This is a genomic window from Flavobacterium sp. H122 (assembly GCF_004959765.1).
Taxonomy (GTDB): domain Bacteria; phylum Bacteroidota; class Bacteroidia; order Flavobacteriales; family Flavobacteriaceae; genus Flavobacterium.
Genome location: NZ_SJZD01000004.1, coordinates 223,459 through 238,644, shown reverse-complemented (window position 1 = coordinate 238,644; position 15,186 = coordinate 223,459). Strand labels below are relative to the sequence as shown.

The window sequence follows — 15,186 nt, the reverse complement described above, 5'->3', positions numbered from 1 at the left end:
CTGAAAGACTCGATCGTTTTACAAAGGCGATAGACTTTATGTAGTAGGTAGCGAACTTGGGAACTAATTATTTTCTATCAAAGATGAAATTTCTTGCGAAATGTAAATTTAAAATTCGCAATCTTGCCAAACGCCTGTTAGCTACCGTTATTCTTCATTATTTTTATATACTTTTTTATAAATAGTGTCAGTTCGTCTTGATAATCTTTTGGAATTGTTGCGGTGTTATGAGCTATTGCATTTCTAATTTTTGCTAAAGAATTTAAATGCGCTAATACTTCGTCACAGTCCTTTGAAATTGAAAAAATTTGTGGATATTGTTTAATAATTTTTCCATAGTCATCCCACATACAGTAGAAAAGAATGCTATCTCCTCTGTCTTGAAGCATTTCTGAAAGGTTTGTCTCTTTTTTGATTAAGGTCGCCTTTGTTAAGTCAACTGTCTGGATTAATATTTTTTCCCAGTCAGTGCCAAGTATGCTGGAAAGTCGTGTGTTTAAAAACTTTCGAATACTGTTTTCCAAATGATAAAGTAAGAAATAGAGTTTGGAAAAGAACTCTGCATTTTTTTTAATTTTAGAATTTAGAAATGGAATATCAGATGGCTTCCAGTCCAAACTGTCTTGGTTTACAGAAAAATTGATGAAGTCAGTTTCTTTTTCTTTTACTTTTGATTTTAGTTCGGTTTCATATGTACTTAGAAAATGAAATCCTTCTTTCGTTTTGATAAATTTTACTTTCTTCTTTTTTGTTTTTGCTTTGTTTGAATTGTCGTTCAAATATTGAGAAACATTTGAATAAGGTAAAATGCGTAATATTTCAAATGCTTTTTCAATTTGAGTTGGAGTAAAAAAGTCTTGTTTTTTTTTATCAATAAAGAAATGTCCTAAAAAATCAATCTGTTCTGATGCTTTAAGCTTGTCAAAGTTCTCTACTGTTTGTATATAATCTTTTAGTTCTTCTAGCATTTTTATTAATTAGTTTCATTTGATGGTTTATTTTTTTTCGCTCTCTTGACTTCCTTGGATGTCGAGTTGCCCGATAAAACTTCTTTAGCATACTCAACACCTTCAGTTTTTAAAATAAACTCATCTTTGTTAATGTCTTTTATCCAATCCTTTTTTATGCAAGCATTGAAGTTGTTAGACAAGTTCATTTTATTGCTATTAGTGTATCTATTACATTCTTTGTAGGCTTCAACAACGTCTTCCTTTTTGAAAGTCTCGTTACCATATTTTGATGCAAAAAAAGCGTAGGATAAAATCCATTCTGGTTCATTTTTTGGGTAATTCTTAATTACTAATTGCTTTAGTGTAGGATAATCTATTGTTTCAGCGTCAACAATATGGGTTGTTTGATAATTCCCTTCTGTAATTTGAGCTTTAGTTGCTTGATGATTAGGTTGCATTACTGTATAGCTAACAGGATTTGTCCCAATACCAAACCTTTCAATTAAGTATTTAATTACTCTCATTTTAGCATCTTCATCAAGATCTTTGATTAACTCCGTGCATTTAGCAATTGCTTCAATTTCTTTATCAAACATATTCTTCTATTTATTTTAGTTGTTAATTTATGATTTTGTTTTTTGCTACGGTTCACGATAATGACATCTAACGACCCGCCGGCTTTAAAAAGTTGAAAATTTTTTGTTCCTGAACCATCCCATTAGGCACTAAACCTTAATTTCATAAAACTGCAGTTACCTCTAGTTTAGTTGATGAATTTTATAGCTTCTTTGTATTTCGTATCGGATGCTAAATTGTGTAATGAGTTTTTTGGAAAATCAATAATAGCATCAAGTACACGATTTATATAGACATCTTTGGTTTTTGTTTTAAAGAATCTTGAAAGGTTTCTAAGTCGATTGTCTGGTTTTGTAGACCTAAAATCACTCACAAATTCTGGGTCTTTGAAGAAGTGTAAAAAATCCTTGATTTCTGTAATTCCAAAATTTTCTATATATTTTTTATAAAAAGGAAGCGCATTTTCATCCACACCATCACGGTAACCTAAACCATTTCCTATGTAACATATAGATATCACTTTTACAAATAATTTGCGAACAGTATCTGGAACTCCAGTAGTTGGAATTGATGTGTCAATTGATTTTGCATGAGCAAACTCATTATAGAAATTATTCCATTCAAAATGCACAGTTTTTAAGTTTTGTAATTTCTCTAAAAGTTCAGCAGCTAAACTGTCTTCATCTTTATATTGTAAGCCATTTACGGTTTCTAAGAAATTTTGGATACCATCTTTTCTTTCTACATCTCCATTTTTTCTATATAAACCATATTTTGAGCCTATTCGGAGTTTAGTATCCTCAGTAAGTGCATCCCAAATTCGTCGAGCTAATCGGTCAATATTTTTCTTTACAAAAGCCTCAGTTTTATTGTCAATATAGATACCAACTATTGATAAGATAAAATCATCAATTCTTTCTTGAGGCTGTTTTCTTAAGTCATCAGCAATAACATTAAAATCTTCTTTTGGAATCTCTTTAGTTCTAAGATTGTCGAACAGTTGTTGTATTTGAATAACTGAATGGTCAGGTTTGGCGACTATTGCATGTCGTAGACATGATTCCAAAAGACTTAACATTTCAATTCCTGAAATGTAATTTTCGTTAGGATGCGCGGCACTTGCATGATTTCGAAGATAGTTGACATGCTCAAGCCTTTTATGATTTATATCATTGACTAAACCAATTCTACGACAAATATCAAGTAAATCATGATCGCCAATTGCTGCCAAATCATCAGCAGACGCTAAATTTTTATATTTAGTATTTATGGTTTTGGCGACACTTAAAAAGTATTGAAGATCAAAATTAACAGCTAGTCTTCTAAGAGCTTTGACGGTTTCATCCCAAAGAAAATTTAAGGCTCCATCAAATAATCCCACGGAAATAGCAACTGTAAATTTTGATAAATAAACTGACTTGGATCTTTCTTCAAGAGGTAAAATCTCAATAGTGCTTTCTAATGCAAATATAACTTTTCTCCTTTCTTCGATTGGAGATAGAAGATTTTCTATTGGTAAACCGATATGTGTTAATAGATTTGCTAATGGTTCATTGAAGGCTGCAATAGATGTTTCAATCTGTTGAGGAGTTGTTTGTGTTGGAATTAAGATTATTTTTCCTTCTTCAAAGTTATTTTCTTCCATGTGTGTTAGTTTAGATTGCAGGTAACTCTCAAATACACGCAATACATATTTTGAATATTTTAGTATCGTTTATTTGTGTTACTAAGATAAAAAAGTATTTGTAAGAAAATTATGGTTTTCCGTAGAGAAGCGTAATATTTTTAGTTTAGGGTCAGAACTTTTAAAATACTTGTGATATTTTTTTAGTGATAATTTAAATTATCACAATTTTTTTATCACAGCCTCGTGATAATTTTTTTCAAAATAGGGAAAAATAATCACAGGAGTCCCGCTACGCAAAGTCTTCTGACTTTGAGCACCAAATTATCGCTTTTAAGCCTTTATGTTTTGTCGTTATACAAAGTCGGGAGACTTTGCCAGCTGGGTGCAAATTAATTTAACTGGTTATTTTAATTATTCTCATTTTGCGAAAAGTATTTCTGTATAAAAACATCTTCTTGCACTTGTTCGGTGTATTTTTCTACCCATTCTTTGTAATAATATTCGGTATAGAGAATATTGTTTTTTAGTGTATATTTTGCGAATGGTTTTCCGATTTCGGGGAAATGTTTCAACCCAAAGGTTTTGTCTGTTCCATTATCGAATTTACAATCCATATTTCTTGCCCAAATCATTTCAAATTCGGTGTCGCTAATTTTCTTCACAGGATAGAAATACACGCATTGTCCGTGATACTCATAGGCCAATGTAGTTTCGCTGATATTGAGTGAAACTATTCCGCCATACCATTTTTTGCCGTAAATCTTTACTTTTTCAGGTTTAGTTTCTTCCCGATTAACGAATTTGATTTCTACTATTTTCCAAATACCGTGCTCCTTTTCTAAAAATACGGTCGATAGAGGACTTTCATTTCCTCCTCCGTTATTGTATGTTTCATAAATGTCGAGTGAAGACTGATTGCTATTGATTTTTCTGATGTTTTCTGCAGAAAAACCTTCAGGATGTTCCTGACTTTTCAACCAATTATAATAGTAGAAGTCAATACAATATTCGTCGTATTCGTAAGCGTCGGCTTCTTCATACTCTGTGTAGTTTATGGTAGAAATAAATTCAGAACAAACGTGCGTCCGTTCTTTTTCTTTATTGATGAACTTTTCTGAAATTGTTCCCAGTTTTCGCAATTCTTTGAAATAAGAAAGTGTATCGAGCTTACATTTTCCGTTTTTGTCTTTTATGACATCGATGTTAGGAAATTCGTTTTTAAAATACCAATCATAAAACGATTTTCCGTTTCGTTCTATGATAGCCAATTCTTCTTCGGTTTTATTTTCTGTTGTGATTTCTGTTGGTATTTCAGTTGTTTTCTTTTCCGTTTTGTTTTCGCAGGATTGGAAAATAAAAGATGTTGCTAAAAATAGTGTTAGGATTTTCTTCATTTGCATAATGATGGAAAGGAGGTTTCAAGTTTCTTGCGCAATTTTTTCGTTTTTAAATTTACCGTTTTATTTCTCGGCAACTAAAAGTTTCCGGACTTTGAGTTGCCAACTATTCTGTTTACGCCTTTCTGTTTTATCGTTACACAAAGTCAAGAGACTTTGCGTAGCTGAGTTAATTGAAAAACTGCCGTTAAGTTTTGCACTTCAGCCCGCCTGACGCAAAACCCTTGTTGGCGGTTCGGTGTTTTTTTAATTAGTTATTTAGTAAAATGGCTCAGTTTGGTTAAATATTTTGAGTTTTTCAATTTCAAAAATCATAAGAAACTAACCTCCTCATTTGCACTCTATTTCTGATATAACATAAAAATCTTGTAATATTTTTGTTTTCCATTGTCCATTGTCTTTGAATTGAGATAAGTAACCACCCCACACTTTTTTTGGGTTATTCATAATTTGCTCAATCATTGCATTAATGTGTGGGAAAGTAATTTGCTCTACAGCCTTATTAACAGGCAACCATTTTATATCTTCTATTCCTTTCGGTTTTTTCAATTCCTTATCTTTAGTTTTAGCGGTATAAATATTTCGTATCGAAGTTGATAATTCTCCATTTATATCTCTTTTTAGAAAGAAAACACCTTTCAATTCTGGTATTTCTATTTTAAGTTCATATGTAGATGCTATGCTATCCAGACCCTGTCTTATTGTTTGTTCGGTTTGGTAAAATCCAGGTGTTACCCACATATCTGCATTTTCAATTTTCACAACTAATAACTCATTTTCTGAATTTAAAATCAAGAGTCTGTTAAAGACTGAAATTTCCTTTTCAACTTGTCCAAAAGAATTTATGCTAGCTAATAACATAAAAATTACTAAAGTGAAATATTTAAACATGCATATTCTTATCATAATTTTAAGTTTTATAAATTATCATTTGTTGCATTAAGTTATTGAATTCTCCCGATTCTGGCACACTGACCGCCAACTATCAAATATACGCTATACGTATTTTGAATATTTTTGTTTATTTGAANTACGCTATACGTATTTTGAATATTTTTGTTTATTTGAATACTAAGATAAAAAAGTATTTGTAAGAAAATTATGATTTTCTGTAAAGAGGCAAAATATTTTTAGTTTAGGGTTCAAACTTTTAAAAAATAATGAAAAGCTGTCTATAATCAGTTGTGATATTTTTTTCGTGATAATTTAAATTATCACAAATTTTTTATCACAGCCTTGTGATAATTTTTTTTTATTGAGAAAAAATATCACGGAGTCATGTTGTAGTATGTGTAGTAGAAGAGGGTAACTATTTTAAATCTTTTCCACTTTTGTCAGTCTGTTTTTAATCAAAACGAAAACCTGCCATACTGCTAAGCCTATAAAAATGAAAGGAATATATTTTTGAAACGAAAACTGGGTATAGCTTACCTTTTTGTGTAACGCTATAATGAGGGAGAGCATACCCGATGGCGCGGATTTATAATCCGTGCTCACAATATGCTTCAAAACAAATCTATCTAAATAATCTATTAATTATTTTCCTAATGTTTGTAAAAAACAAAACCACAACTTTTTGGAATTGTGGTTAATATTCTTTGTATGCACGGATTAAACTCGAGCGAAGCGAACAGACGAAGTAAATCAGCGCTATCTGGTTATGTGCTGCTTTTCTCTGTTGATATACTTGAAAAAATAGGTTCAAACCCACTTTTAGCAGATAGTTGTTTCACAATTCTATCCTGCTAAAAAAGAAACAATTGAAATATTATATCGTATATCTAAAATAGCGCCACTCACTCCATGGGAGATTTAATCCGGAAACATTTGCTTTTATACGCCATCTGCCACGTTGGGCACCTACAAAAATGTGGTTGAAACTTGTGCCTGTTATGCCGGACTGCACCAGCCAGTGTTCGCCGGTCTGTGCAGCCCATTGCCCTGAATTTCTGGCTCCAAAAGCGTCTATTTCGATAGTGTAAGTAGCTCCGCTAACTGGCACTGCAGCCCATGTAAATGTTGTATTTCGAGGAAAATGGTTGAAAACGGCTTCGTTTGATGGGCCTATGAGTACGGGAGTGGCCCCATTCCACCAATTGATGGTTGGATCGCCAAGCAAGCTCATACCATAAAACCATCTGCGTTCGCCAAGGTCGTGGTCCGGACCGAGTGCTATCCACCAGTCTTTGTAGGCTTCGCCAACTACTTTACCAGAGGCCATGGGGGTATAAAAGTTTTCGAAATACAGCATACTACCGGTTTTTGTGCTACCCACTGCTGCTAGCCCACGGCATTGTTCGCCTCCAGGATTGTCGAAAATATACCAACCACCCATATAATTATCCGTAGTAAAACGGGTATTGCTACAGGCATAAAGATTATAGAAAAAACCTTTTGGCGGACGTGTATCTCGCAGGTAAGTATTGGAAACCCAGTCACTGCCTCCAGATTTCTTGAACGAGTGACCGTTGGGAGAAGAGTGGGCGCCAATTGTTACCCAGCCTCTCGTACTATTTATCTCTGTTTTGTACCTGTCGCCGGTGGTTTGTGCTGGATCGGTGATAGTTTCTATACCTGCTGATGGCAGAAATGAATCCATAGCACAATCGCCAAAGTGTTCCCAATCATCGTCAATCAGGCTTAGGCCATTACGTGAGCAGCCCGATAATCCTAATCTAAATTGGTGATTACGGTTAAAAAACTCGATGATTTGTTGGGTATTGTTACCGCCTTCGGTGGGTGTCCATACACGTGATACCCAGATTTCTGGCTGTACAGTCCCTGTATTAGTACTGAATTTCCCATCGCCGTCGGGGTCGGTCCAGTTACCATTTAGATCCATGTAATACAGGTCGCAAGGAAACTCTGATGAGCTGTCGTCAAAATCATCGGACATTTCAAACCATGCCACGGGTACACTGCCTACCATTACTGCTCCTTTAAGCCCGATGATACTCTTCAAATGATTTTTTAAACCCGATGGGCTTGCGCCGTTTACAGTGTAAACTAGGCCGAAGTAACCATCATGTGCTAAATCGATTACATATTGGTTTATGGAAGCCCTTACGGCATCATAAATTCCAGAGTTTACTATTATTGCCACTTTGCCCTTTGTATAATGCAAGCTGGAATAATTTTGAAGATAGGCTTCATCCGAATTAAACGTTGGTCTGCTTCTGCCCCAAATGGTAAGAATTTTGAAGATATTTGAGTCAATTTTTAACCGATATTGGTTAAATGATTCGAGTTTGTAATTCTTGTTTTTGTCAAGCAGTTCAAGGTTGCGTATGTTGTCATACTTGATTTTGAATTTCCTTAACTGGATGATTTTACTTAAGTTTAGCTTACTAAACTTGGTTGGTTGTTTTGCCATGTTTTTTATGTTTTGTTTCCTATTCGTTTGGTTTTTCGGTATCACCCCTGTTAAAAATATCCGAATAGGTCACGTCCGTTTTTTAAAGTGGGTTCTAGTCTCCACTTTTTGTTTGCTTATTTTCACATCGGGCGGTCAGCCCTTTTTTGACCGATTTCGTTTTTAAATTTGTACATAACTTGTTTATATGTATTACTCACTAATACATATACCTCTAATTTTGACTAGATGTCTATGAAGTAGTTGATTATCACTAAGATAAGAAAAATATTACAAATAAATACAGTATTTGTTTTAGTTTTATTCTAGAATTATTACAGTTCAACAACTCTTTAAATTGGACAATGACTTTAGTTTTTTTATTATTTGGTGTAAATCATTTGTGATATTTTTTTTAGTAATGAGAAAAATAATCACAAGAGGATAAGTGTAGAAAGTGTTGGAAAATTATGTTAAGCCTGTTCTGGACGTATGATTTTATTTTTAATCAAAACTGCAATTTGCCACATGGCCAAGCCTATAAAAATAAAAGAGATGTATTTTTGAAACGAAAACTGGGTATAGCTTACCGTTTTGTGTAACACTATAATGAGGGAGAGCATTCCTGTAAAAGTGCCTATAACAGCGCCAAAAGTGTACCATAGTAATCCGTTTTGTTGTGGTGTTATATACTTTTCATTGAGCATGTAAACATTCCAACTGAGCCAAAAGGGGACTTGGGCAAAATTCAAACTGCTTAATACCATTCCAGTGAGAAATGGATAGTGTATGAATTGGATCAAGTTAAAACTTTGGTGGGCAGGTTCGTGTGCGGCGGTTGGTTTTGCTAAATAGGCGAGAAGTACTAAAAAAATGATACTAAATAAGGAGATTTTGGTTTTAAGCTCGGGTTGCAAAGCAATTTTTGAAACTCCTTTTGCTGTAAAATAAATCACTGCACTTTCTATGAGTACCACACCCAGTAAGAAGAATAGCGTAGGGGGTATATTTCCCTTTTCGTAATACTGCAAACCTATCACGTTCAAATACCCCAGCGGTATAGAACCCACAAAACTAATGGCAAAACCTACGACACTATTTTTAAGATAGGGTATCATTTAGTAGTCTTTTTTCTTTCTTCTTTTCTCTTTATTCTAAATCTGCGTTATCAAATTATAATGTTCCTGATGTTTGCGGTATTCCTGCATTCCTTCTTTATGGTTGAGGTAAGGAACGCCTTTAGCATGGTTTTGTTGGCTTATTTGGAACATATAAGTAATATGTCGGGCAATTTCTTTCCAGGCAAAAAAGATAGAATGGTTGGGATCATATATATGTGTAGGTTCACTGGCCGAACCGTTTAATTCTACAATCGAGAAATTTTTACCATTTTCCAACTCTTCCCAAGTATTGTACATTAAATCCATTCGGCCATAATAAAAACCGTCAATTTGCTGACACATGGCATCGATAGTTTCCGTTAGTTTTGCACTTATTTTATCACTGGCATCTATGAACTTTGTTCCTCTGCAATGGTTACCATACGGGACCAAATTGAGTTGTTCTCCATTGGGTAAAACAGTATGTATTTTTTCTTTTAATTCGTTTTGAAGTACTTCCAATTGAAATTCGTATCTGGGATCTTGTTTGATTAATTCTTCCAGAGTACTTTTTCCATCACCCGTAACAATCATAAATTCTTTGGCTACGATGCCGGTGACTCTTCCTTTTTGTTCATTAGGAAATCGGACATAAAAAATGCCAACTTCGTTAGGATAGGGAATTAAATCTTGGATTAAATAATCAAAATTGACTTGGTTATGGTAGGTTTGAAGTTCCTCTAACGTATTGATTTTTTTTACGGCAGAACCTCTTAAACCAATATCCGGCTTCACAATGAAAGGAAATTCAAATTCAGAAATTTCTAAGGTTTCTTTGTGTCGTACCAATCTGGTTTTAGGGTAAAACTCCTGTGGAATCAGATCGTAAATTTCTTTTTTGCTTTCATTAAAAAAACCACCATTTTTTATCGTTGGATTTACAGCATTGAAAAAGAAAAGTGAACGAGACTTTACCGCATAATAGGCCCAAAGAAAATAAATAGGAATATAGACTACCTGAAAAGGCCAGTATTCCCAATTTGTCAGTTTATGTAGAAAAAGTCTCATTACAGTATTAAAAAAGTGTTTTCATACGTTTGATTGGCAACCAAATCTTTATGGGTAAAAATCATTTTGTTCTGATTAATAATGGTTTGGGTAATACTTTGGGTAATCAAGATATTATTTCGGTTAATGATTAATCCGTTTTCTTTATCGTCATCATTGGTATATTCGTGAAAATGTGCCATGTCTTCTGCCGAAATTTCGCTTTTATTTTGCGTAAAGGCTTTAAATAATAATTCTCGTTCCATTCTAATATCCGCTGAATATAGGGTAGAGGACGACCAAATGAACCTGCCTTGATTGTCTAGTTTTTGGGTATCTCTTAGTGTACCGTCCCAACGTAATTGATAGAGCTGTTTGTTTATAAAGACCACCAGGGTAAAAGGTTCAATATCAGTAAGATCAATAGTAAACCATTTGTCCAGGCAATCACAACTGTCAAATATTTCGAGAAGGATTAAGCCACGGCTTTTTCGGTAGTTTTCTTTACGGATATGTTTTTCGGCGGCACCATTTAGCAAAACCATTATATTCCCTTTATCATCTAAGACATACCAGGTTCCGCCGGCTTTTGAATCCTTTGGGAAAAACATTTTTTTATGTTCCCCCATGTAGGTTTTGGGAACCAAAGCTTTAGGCCGGGCAATTTTTTCATCCCGATTTGAGGTGATAATGACCGATTGATTGCTAAAAACGTAACTTACTGTACACATGCTTTACGGAATTCTATTGTAGATGGCGCTATACCAAATGTTTCTGAATAATTGACATAATTAAAGTCTAACAAAGCTACTTTTATAAGTGCCTGATGGTGAATGCAGTGTTCTAAATTGTAGAGTACTTCTCTAAAATAATTGGTTTCTATGCAAGTTGGAATTCCAGAAATGCAATGTTCCATCACCAGCTTTTTATCTTCTTTTTCTATTTTGTTAAGAATGTCATCAATAGCAAGTATGGCTTGTGTTCTTACGGTTTGAATGGTGTTGTCGCGTACCCTTTTGTCATAATTAATAATGCCGGTTTCATACCCTTTTAATATCGTTTGATATAATTCTATAATATGCCTTGTATGTTCTCCTACAGTGGCATTACTTAGAGCTGGAATGGAACAGATAAAATGATGGTCGGTTAACTGGCTAATAACATCTTTTAGCTCTGAGAGGGTGTTCGAAATTGAGGCAAAATTCATTTTCGGGTTGGTTTAAATAGGTTAATATGTTTTATAAAATCATTTTTATATCGAAATACTAAATAACCACTTATAACAAAACAAACACAGGCTAATAGAAATAGTGTTCCTCCATCATTCATGATTTCAATACCCAGAACAAATAAATGCGATAGTAACGCTACAGTCATTGTTCCAAAAATTACAATAGCTGCATAGAATTTTGTTCGTTTGAAAAATAATAAAAAAGAGGCAATTAATTCTATAATTCCCGAAGAAATTCTTCCAACAGGTTCTGCATTTAATTTTGTGAAGATATAAACCGATTCCGGGCTTGCTGTAAATTTGAAAAACAGTGTTTGAAGCAAAATAATTGCCAGCACAATTTTTACTACCAGTTGTAAATTTATCTTTTTCATTAGTTTATAATTTTTTTCCAGTTAGTGTCTGCTTTTGCTTTTAGACCTTTTTCATCTTTATTCCATGATTTTAAGGTATTATTGAAAAAGGCGTTGTAGAAAAGGTAGAGTTTGCCGTCAATGATTTTAAAAGTTTCGGGATTGATTTCTACTTTATCGCCCGAACTCCCCATAGCGTAGGCACACCATCCCCCATACTGAGGTTCGTATTTTTGAGGTGATTTTTGAAATTCATCTTTATTTTCTTTTGATGCAAAATGATAGGTAATGCCATCGAAAACATAACTTAAATCTTTTTTACCTTTTATGGCTTTGTTAGCCTTAAAATAAGCAACAGGGTCGTAGCCTTGAATGGCTAATGTAGATTCAATATTGTATTGTTTAGTTCGCTTTGCAGTATTTTGACCAAAGCTGATTATGCTGAACAAGATTAAGATTGTAAAAAAAAGATTTTTCATGTGGTTGTTTTTTAAATTATAATGTAAAGTTAACCTGGCTGAAAAATGTATTTTGTAAGGTAGTTTACAAAAGCTTAAAGTTTATCGCAAAAGTTCAATATTTGGGATATTAATTTCTTTCCGTGTATATTGTATAATTCCTTCTTCTTCTAATTCAATAATCAATTTTGTGGCTGTAGGTCTTGAGGTACAAATTATCTGCGCAATGTCAGCTTGGGTTAGATAGTTTTCCAAGGAGATTACGTTGCCATCTTTATTGCCTTCTCTTTCGGACCAGTCGAGCAAAAATGTTTTAAGACGGGTTTTAGCGTCTTTAGACATTAAATTGGAATAATTATTTTTGATTCGTTTAAGTTTTAATCCCACGAACTTCATATAACTTAATGCTAAATTAGGATGCTTGAGCATTAAATTTTCAAAATCCGACAATAGAAAACTGCAGATTGAAACTTCATCTGTCAATGCTACAGCTAACTCATTGGAAGTTTTATCCGGTTCTAATTCTAGTTCGCCAAAAAGATCTCCTTTTTGGATAATATCTTTTATGGTTTCATTCCCTTCTTCATCAATGGATACGATTTTTATATTTCCCCTTTTTAATAAAAATACACGAGGTGTCTCAGAATCTGAAAAGTAGATGATTTCCCCTTTTTTTGCTTTTTTAAAACCAATAATCATGCACAACTGTTTCAATTGTGACATACTTAAGGTTCTGAATAATTTGTGGTCTCTTAAATACCAGTATTTTAGTTCATCATACATTTCGAAAAGCAATTCATTTTAAATAAAAGTAGAAAAAAGGTTTGTATAATAAATCAGATTAATATTTTTTTTATTAGATGAGGTTGACAAAATGTTAAAAATAGCATCGTTATGAAATAAGATGTCCTAAAAGTTAGACTCAAACGGTAACTTTTAGGACATACTCAAAAAATGATATTTTCAGATTTTATGAAATTACCCGGGCAATCTCTGTGTTTACACGAATGTTATTTTCAGCATCAAGACCCGGTGTTTCACCATAGGTGTTGAATTCAAGATTTACTCCTGGCTGGAAAATCAAACAATGTGTTGAACCTCCAAAATGGAACATGCCTAATTGGTCTCCTTTTTTTACTTTATCACCTGTTTTTACTGTGATTTCACAACTGGAAACTTCGGCCATACCTACAGGCATCACACACATTAAGCCTATTGCAGGATTATCGGCTTGAATAAAGATTAATGCTCTGGTCGCTACAGCAGTTAAGAAGGCTTGTGAATTATTAGGTGCAGATGCATCAGGACCGTCAGGATTAAAGAAACCTTGTCCTAAATTTTCAAGATAATACGTACCATTTACCACATAGGCTTTAACGATAGTACCGTTTACAGGACTATGCCAACGGTGAAAGCTTAATGCGCTAAGAAAAGCTTGATACACCGTTCCTCCTTTGAATTGAGGAGTGAATTCATCAAAATTCAGCATGTTTTCCAATGAGTAAGGTTGGCCTTTCAACCAAAACTGATCAGATAATGCCACATTTTTTACAATTTGCAGCGGAGCCGATTCACAAGCGTTTGTTATGATAGCATCATTATCAGGTTCTGTTATTGGGCGCACCTGAGATTTAAAGGTTCTGGTAAAAAAGTCATCCCAGCTTTGGTAACCATAATACACATCCGAAGGATCACAGTTAAAGATATCTGCAAACGTTGCATCAGGAGAAATTGGATTGGGTTCCGTTCCTAAAGCTGATACAGCAACCTGAACCATTTCCTGCTGCGCAGTTTCGCTTAACCAGGCAATTACATCTTCTGAAGGGTAATTTTCAATTAATACATATCTTGAATCTTCGGTCACTAAGAATTTAGCCCAATAGGTTAATATTTTTTTAAGTTGCTGATTTACTAAGGCATTTGAAAAAACATCATAGCCAAAAGTGGTCGCCATAGGCCATGCCAGCAAAGCATTAATAGGAAAACCAATCATGCCGGCAGGAGATTGACTGCCAGGTACTCCTGTTTGATACGCTTCAGGAGCGGTGTACATGATTGCATTTAACAGTTGAATAAAATCTTCAAAAGTAGTAGGCTCTGCTTCCCAAATCAGAGGTGTTCTTTTTTTTAAATAATGTGCTTCGGCAAACATTCCCTGCATATTGGCATACAAAACAGGATCTGAATAGACCATTTGTTGAAAATCGGCAATTTCAGGGATTAATGGTTGTGGATTTTCGGCCACTGTTTTTTTTAGTTTTTTGATCCAAAACTCTACCGCCTGCGGATCTTTTGGTAACCAATGACCAAGACTTTGATTCTTGGAGTAGTTAATTCCCAATGTGTCAGTTTTATACATAGTTAGTTTGTTTTAGGTGTCATTTTAATTTTAACACCGATTGATTTGTACTAATTTACGTATTAATTTTTATTTTACTGGCAGCGCAAATTAATTAAATTGTAAATTTTAAATGGTTTTACTTAAATATGTATGCTAAACAGAAGTGTGTTTTTGACTGAATTTTTTATCGTTGTTTGATGTTTTTCTCACACAAATCAATGATCACTTCAATACGTGTTTTTCTGGTTTCTTCACGTTTTGCCTGATTAAGCCAATACAGATAGCTTTTGCGGTAGGAAGGGCTGAAATTATGATAGTTTTTTAAAGCAACGCTATTATTGTCAAATGCCTGCTGCAGATCTTCCGGAAGTTCATGGTTTTCGACAGCATCTAAAGAATTCCAGGAGCCATTTTGCTTGGCAATCTCAATTTTCCGTAAACCGCTTTCGTGCATTAAATTTTCGGCAATGAGTTTTTCGATATACGTTTTGTTGAGTTTACTCCAAACACTTTTTTCTTTTCGTGGTCCGAAAGTCTGTTTTCTTCTTTCTTTATCAATTTTTCTAACGGTTGAATCAATCCAGCCATAACATAACGCTACCTGTACCGCTTCTTCCCAGCGCATGCTTTCATTTTCAGAATCCACACGGTAAAAAATTAATTCTACGCCATTGAAAATTAAATGATTGTCATGCAACCATGCACGCCATTCCTGGGCATTTTTGAAGTAGAGGAGGGGTTTGGTCATTATAAT

General features: G+C 34.0%; 15 protein-coding genes. All 15 read right to left on the bottom strand.

Going from position 1 to position 15,186, the window contains the following annotated elements; all coding sequences use genetic code 11:
• Positions 1 to 137 precede the first annotated feature (137 nt).
• Positions 138 to 968: a HEPN domain-containing protein gene (locus EZM65_RS08065; protein WP_136668043.1), complete on the bottom strand. Its 831-nt coding sequence runs from the start codon at positions 966 to 968 to the stop codon at positions 138 to 140.
• Between the two features lie 5 nt (positions 969 to 973).
• Positions 974 to 1,546 (bottom strand): hypothetical protein, encoded by a 573-nt coding sequence (locus tag EZM65_RS08060; RefSeq protein ID WP_136668042.1) that lies wholly within the window; start codon positions 1,544 to 1,546, stop codon positions 974 to 976.
• A 167-nt stretch (positions 1,547 to 1,713) separates the two neighbouring features.
• Entirely contained in the window at positions 1,714 to 3,171 is a 1,458-nt protein-coding gene (locus tag EZM65_RS08055) for a hypothetical protein (protein ID WP_136668041.1), read from the bottom strand.
• A 389-nt stretch (positions 3,172 to 3,560) separates the two neighbouring features.
• A complete protein-coding gene (locus EZM65_RS08050) occupies positions 3,561 to 4,547 on the bottom strand; it encodes a hypothetical protein (protein WP_136668040.1) in 987 nt (328 codons plus the stop codon).
• A 333-nt stretch (positions 4,548 to 4,880) separates the two neighbouring features.
• Complete coding sequence (locus EZM65_RS08045; RefSeq protein ID WP_136668039.1) at positions 4,881 to 5,456, bottom strand: NUDIX hydrolase; 576 nt, start codon at positions 5,454 to 5,456, stop codon at positions 4,881 to 4,883.
• Positions 5,457 to 6,318: 862 nt separating this feature from the next.
• Positions 6,319 to 7,923, bottom strand: a complete 1,605-nt coding sequence (locus tag EZM65_RS08040; protein WP_136668038.1) for a C25 family cysteine peptidase — start codon at positions 7,921 to 7,923, stop codon at positions 6,319 to 6,321.
• 452 nt (positions 7,924 to 8,375) lie between these two features.
• Positions 8,376 to 9,020, bottom strand: coding sequence for a LysE family transporter (locus tag EZM65_RS08035; protein WP_136668037.1), 645 nt, complete (start codon positions 9,018 to 9,020; stop codon positions 8,376 to 8,378).
• Between the two features lie 36 nt (positions 9,021 to 9,056).
• A complete protein-coding gene (locus EZM65_RS08030) occupies positions 9,057 to 10,070 on the bottom strand; it encodes a D-alanine--D-alanine ligase (protein ID WP_136668036.1) in 1,014 nt (337 codons plus the stop codon).
• Positions 10,070 to 10,780, bottom strand: coding sequence for an NRDE family protein (locus EZM65_RS08025; RefSeq protein WP_136668035.1), 711 nt, complete (start codon positions 10,778 to 10,780; stop codon positions 10,070 to 10,072). The genes EZM65_RS08030 and EZM65_RS08025 overlap by 1 nt, the downstream gene beginning before the upstream one ends.
• Positions 10,768 to 11,256 (bottom strand): DinB family protein, encoded by a 489-nt coding sequence (locus tag EZM65_RS08020; RefSeq protein WP_136668034.1) that lies wholly within the window; start codon positions 11,254 to 11,256, stop codon positions 10,768 to 10,770. Before EZM65_RS08020 ends, EZM65_RS08025 begins: the two co-directional genes overlap by 13 nt.
• Positions 11,253 to 11,654 (bottom strand): DoxX family protein, encoded by a 402-nt coding sequence (locus tag EZM65_RS08015; RefSeq protein WP_136668033.1) that lies wholly within the window; start codon positions 11,652 to 11,654, stop codon positions 11,253 to 11,255. Before EZM65_RS08015 ends, EZM65_RS08020 begins: the two co-directional genes overlap by 4 nt.
• Entirely contained in the window at positions 11,654 to 12,112 is a 459-nt protein-coding gene (locus EZM65_RS08010) for a YHS domain-containing (seleno)protein (RefSeq protein WP_136668032.1), read from the bottom strand. The genes EZM65_RS08015 and EZM65_RS08010 overlap by 1 nt, the downstream gene beginning before the upstream one ends.
• 81 nt (positions 12,113 to 12,193) lie before the next feature.
• Positions 12,194 to 12,874 (bottom strand): Crp/Fnr family transcriptional regulator, encoded by a 681-nt coding sequence (locus tag EZM65_RS08005; protein WP_136668031.1) that lies wholly within the window; start codon positions 12,872 to 12,874, stop codon positions 12,194 to 12,196.
• A 187-nt stretch (positions 12,875 to 13,061) separates the two neighbouring features.
• A complete protein-coding gene (locus EZM65_RS08000) occupies positions 13,062 to 14,450 on the bottom strand; it encodes a phosphatidylserine decarboxylase family protein (protein WP_136668030.1) in 1,389 nt (462 codons plus the stop codon).
• Positions 14,451 to 14,616: 166 nt separating this feature from the next.
• On the bottom strand, positions 14,617 to 15,180 hold the full coding sequence (locus EZM65_RS07995) for a YdeI family protein (protein WP_136668029.1): 564 nt from the start codon (positions 15,178 to 15,180) through the stop codon (positions 14,617 to 14,619).
• Positions 15,181 to 15,186 lie beyond the last annotated feature (6 nt).

Excerpts from the sequence above, each read along its gene's own strand:
- EZM65_RS08040 (WP_136668038.1), bottom strand. The coding sequence starts at position 7,923 with ATGGCAAAACAACCAACCAAGTTTAGTAAGCTAAACTTAAGTAAAATC.
- EZM65_RS08050 (WP_136668040.1), bottom strand. The coding sequence starts at position 4,547 with ATGAAGAAAATCCTAACACTATTTTTAGCAACATCTTTTATTTTCCAA.
- EZM65_RS08020 (WP_136668034.1), bottom strand. The coding sequence starts at position 11,256 with ATGAATTTTGCCTCAATTTCGAACACCCTCTCAGAGCTAAAAGATGTT.
- EZM65_RS08030 (WP_136668036.1), bottom strand. The coding sequence starts at position 10,070 with ATGAGACTTTTTCTACATAAACTGACAAATTGGGAATACTGGCCTTTT.
- EZM65_RS08065 (WP_136668043.1), bottom strand. The coding sequence starts at position 968 with ATGCTAGAAGAACTAAAAGATTATATACAAACAGTAGAGAACTTTGAC.
- EZM65_RS08010 (WP_136668032.1), bottom strand. The coding sequence starts at position 12,112 with ATGAAAAATCTTTTTTTTACAATCTTAATCTTGTTCAGCATAATCAGC.
- EZM65_RS08005 (WP_136668031.1), bottom strand. The coding sequence starts at position 12,874 with ATGTATGATGAACTAAAATACTGGTATTTAAGAGACCACAAATTATTC.
- EZM65_RS08000 (WP_136668030.1), bottom strand. The coding sequence starts at position 14,450 with ATGTATAAAACTGACACATTGGGAATTAACTACTCCAAGAATCAAAGT.
- EZM65_RS08015 (WP_136668033.1), bottom strand. The coding sequence starts at position 11,654 with ATGAAAAAGATAAATTTACAACTGGTAGTAAAAATTGTGCTGGCAATT.
- EZM65_RS08060 (WP_136668042.1), bottom strand. The coding sequence starts at position 1,546 with ATGTTTGATAAAGAAATTGAAGCAATTGCTAAATGCACGGAGTTAATC.
- EZM65_RS08025 (WP_136668035.1), bottom strand. The coding sequence starts at position 10,780 with ATGTGTACAGTAAGTTACGTTTTTAGCAATCAATCGGTCATTATCACC.
- EZM65_RS08055 (WP_136668041.1), bottom strand. The coding sequence starts at position 3,171 with ATGGAAGAAAATAACTTTGAAGAAGGAAAAATAATCTTAATTCCAACA.
- EZM65_RS07995 (WP_136668029.1), bottom strand. The coding sequence starts at position 15,180 with ATGACCAAACCCCTCCTCTACTTCAAAAATGCCCAGGAATGGCGTGCA.
- EZM65_RS08035 (WP_136668037.1), bottom strand. The coding sequence starts at position 9,020 with ATGATACCCTATCTTAAAAATAGTGTCGTAGGTTTTGCCATTAGTTTT.
- EZM65_RS08045 (WP_136668039.1), bottom strand. The coding sequence starts at position 5,456 with ATGATAAGAATATGCATGTTTAAATATTTCACTTTAGTAATTTTTATG.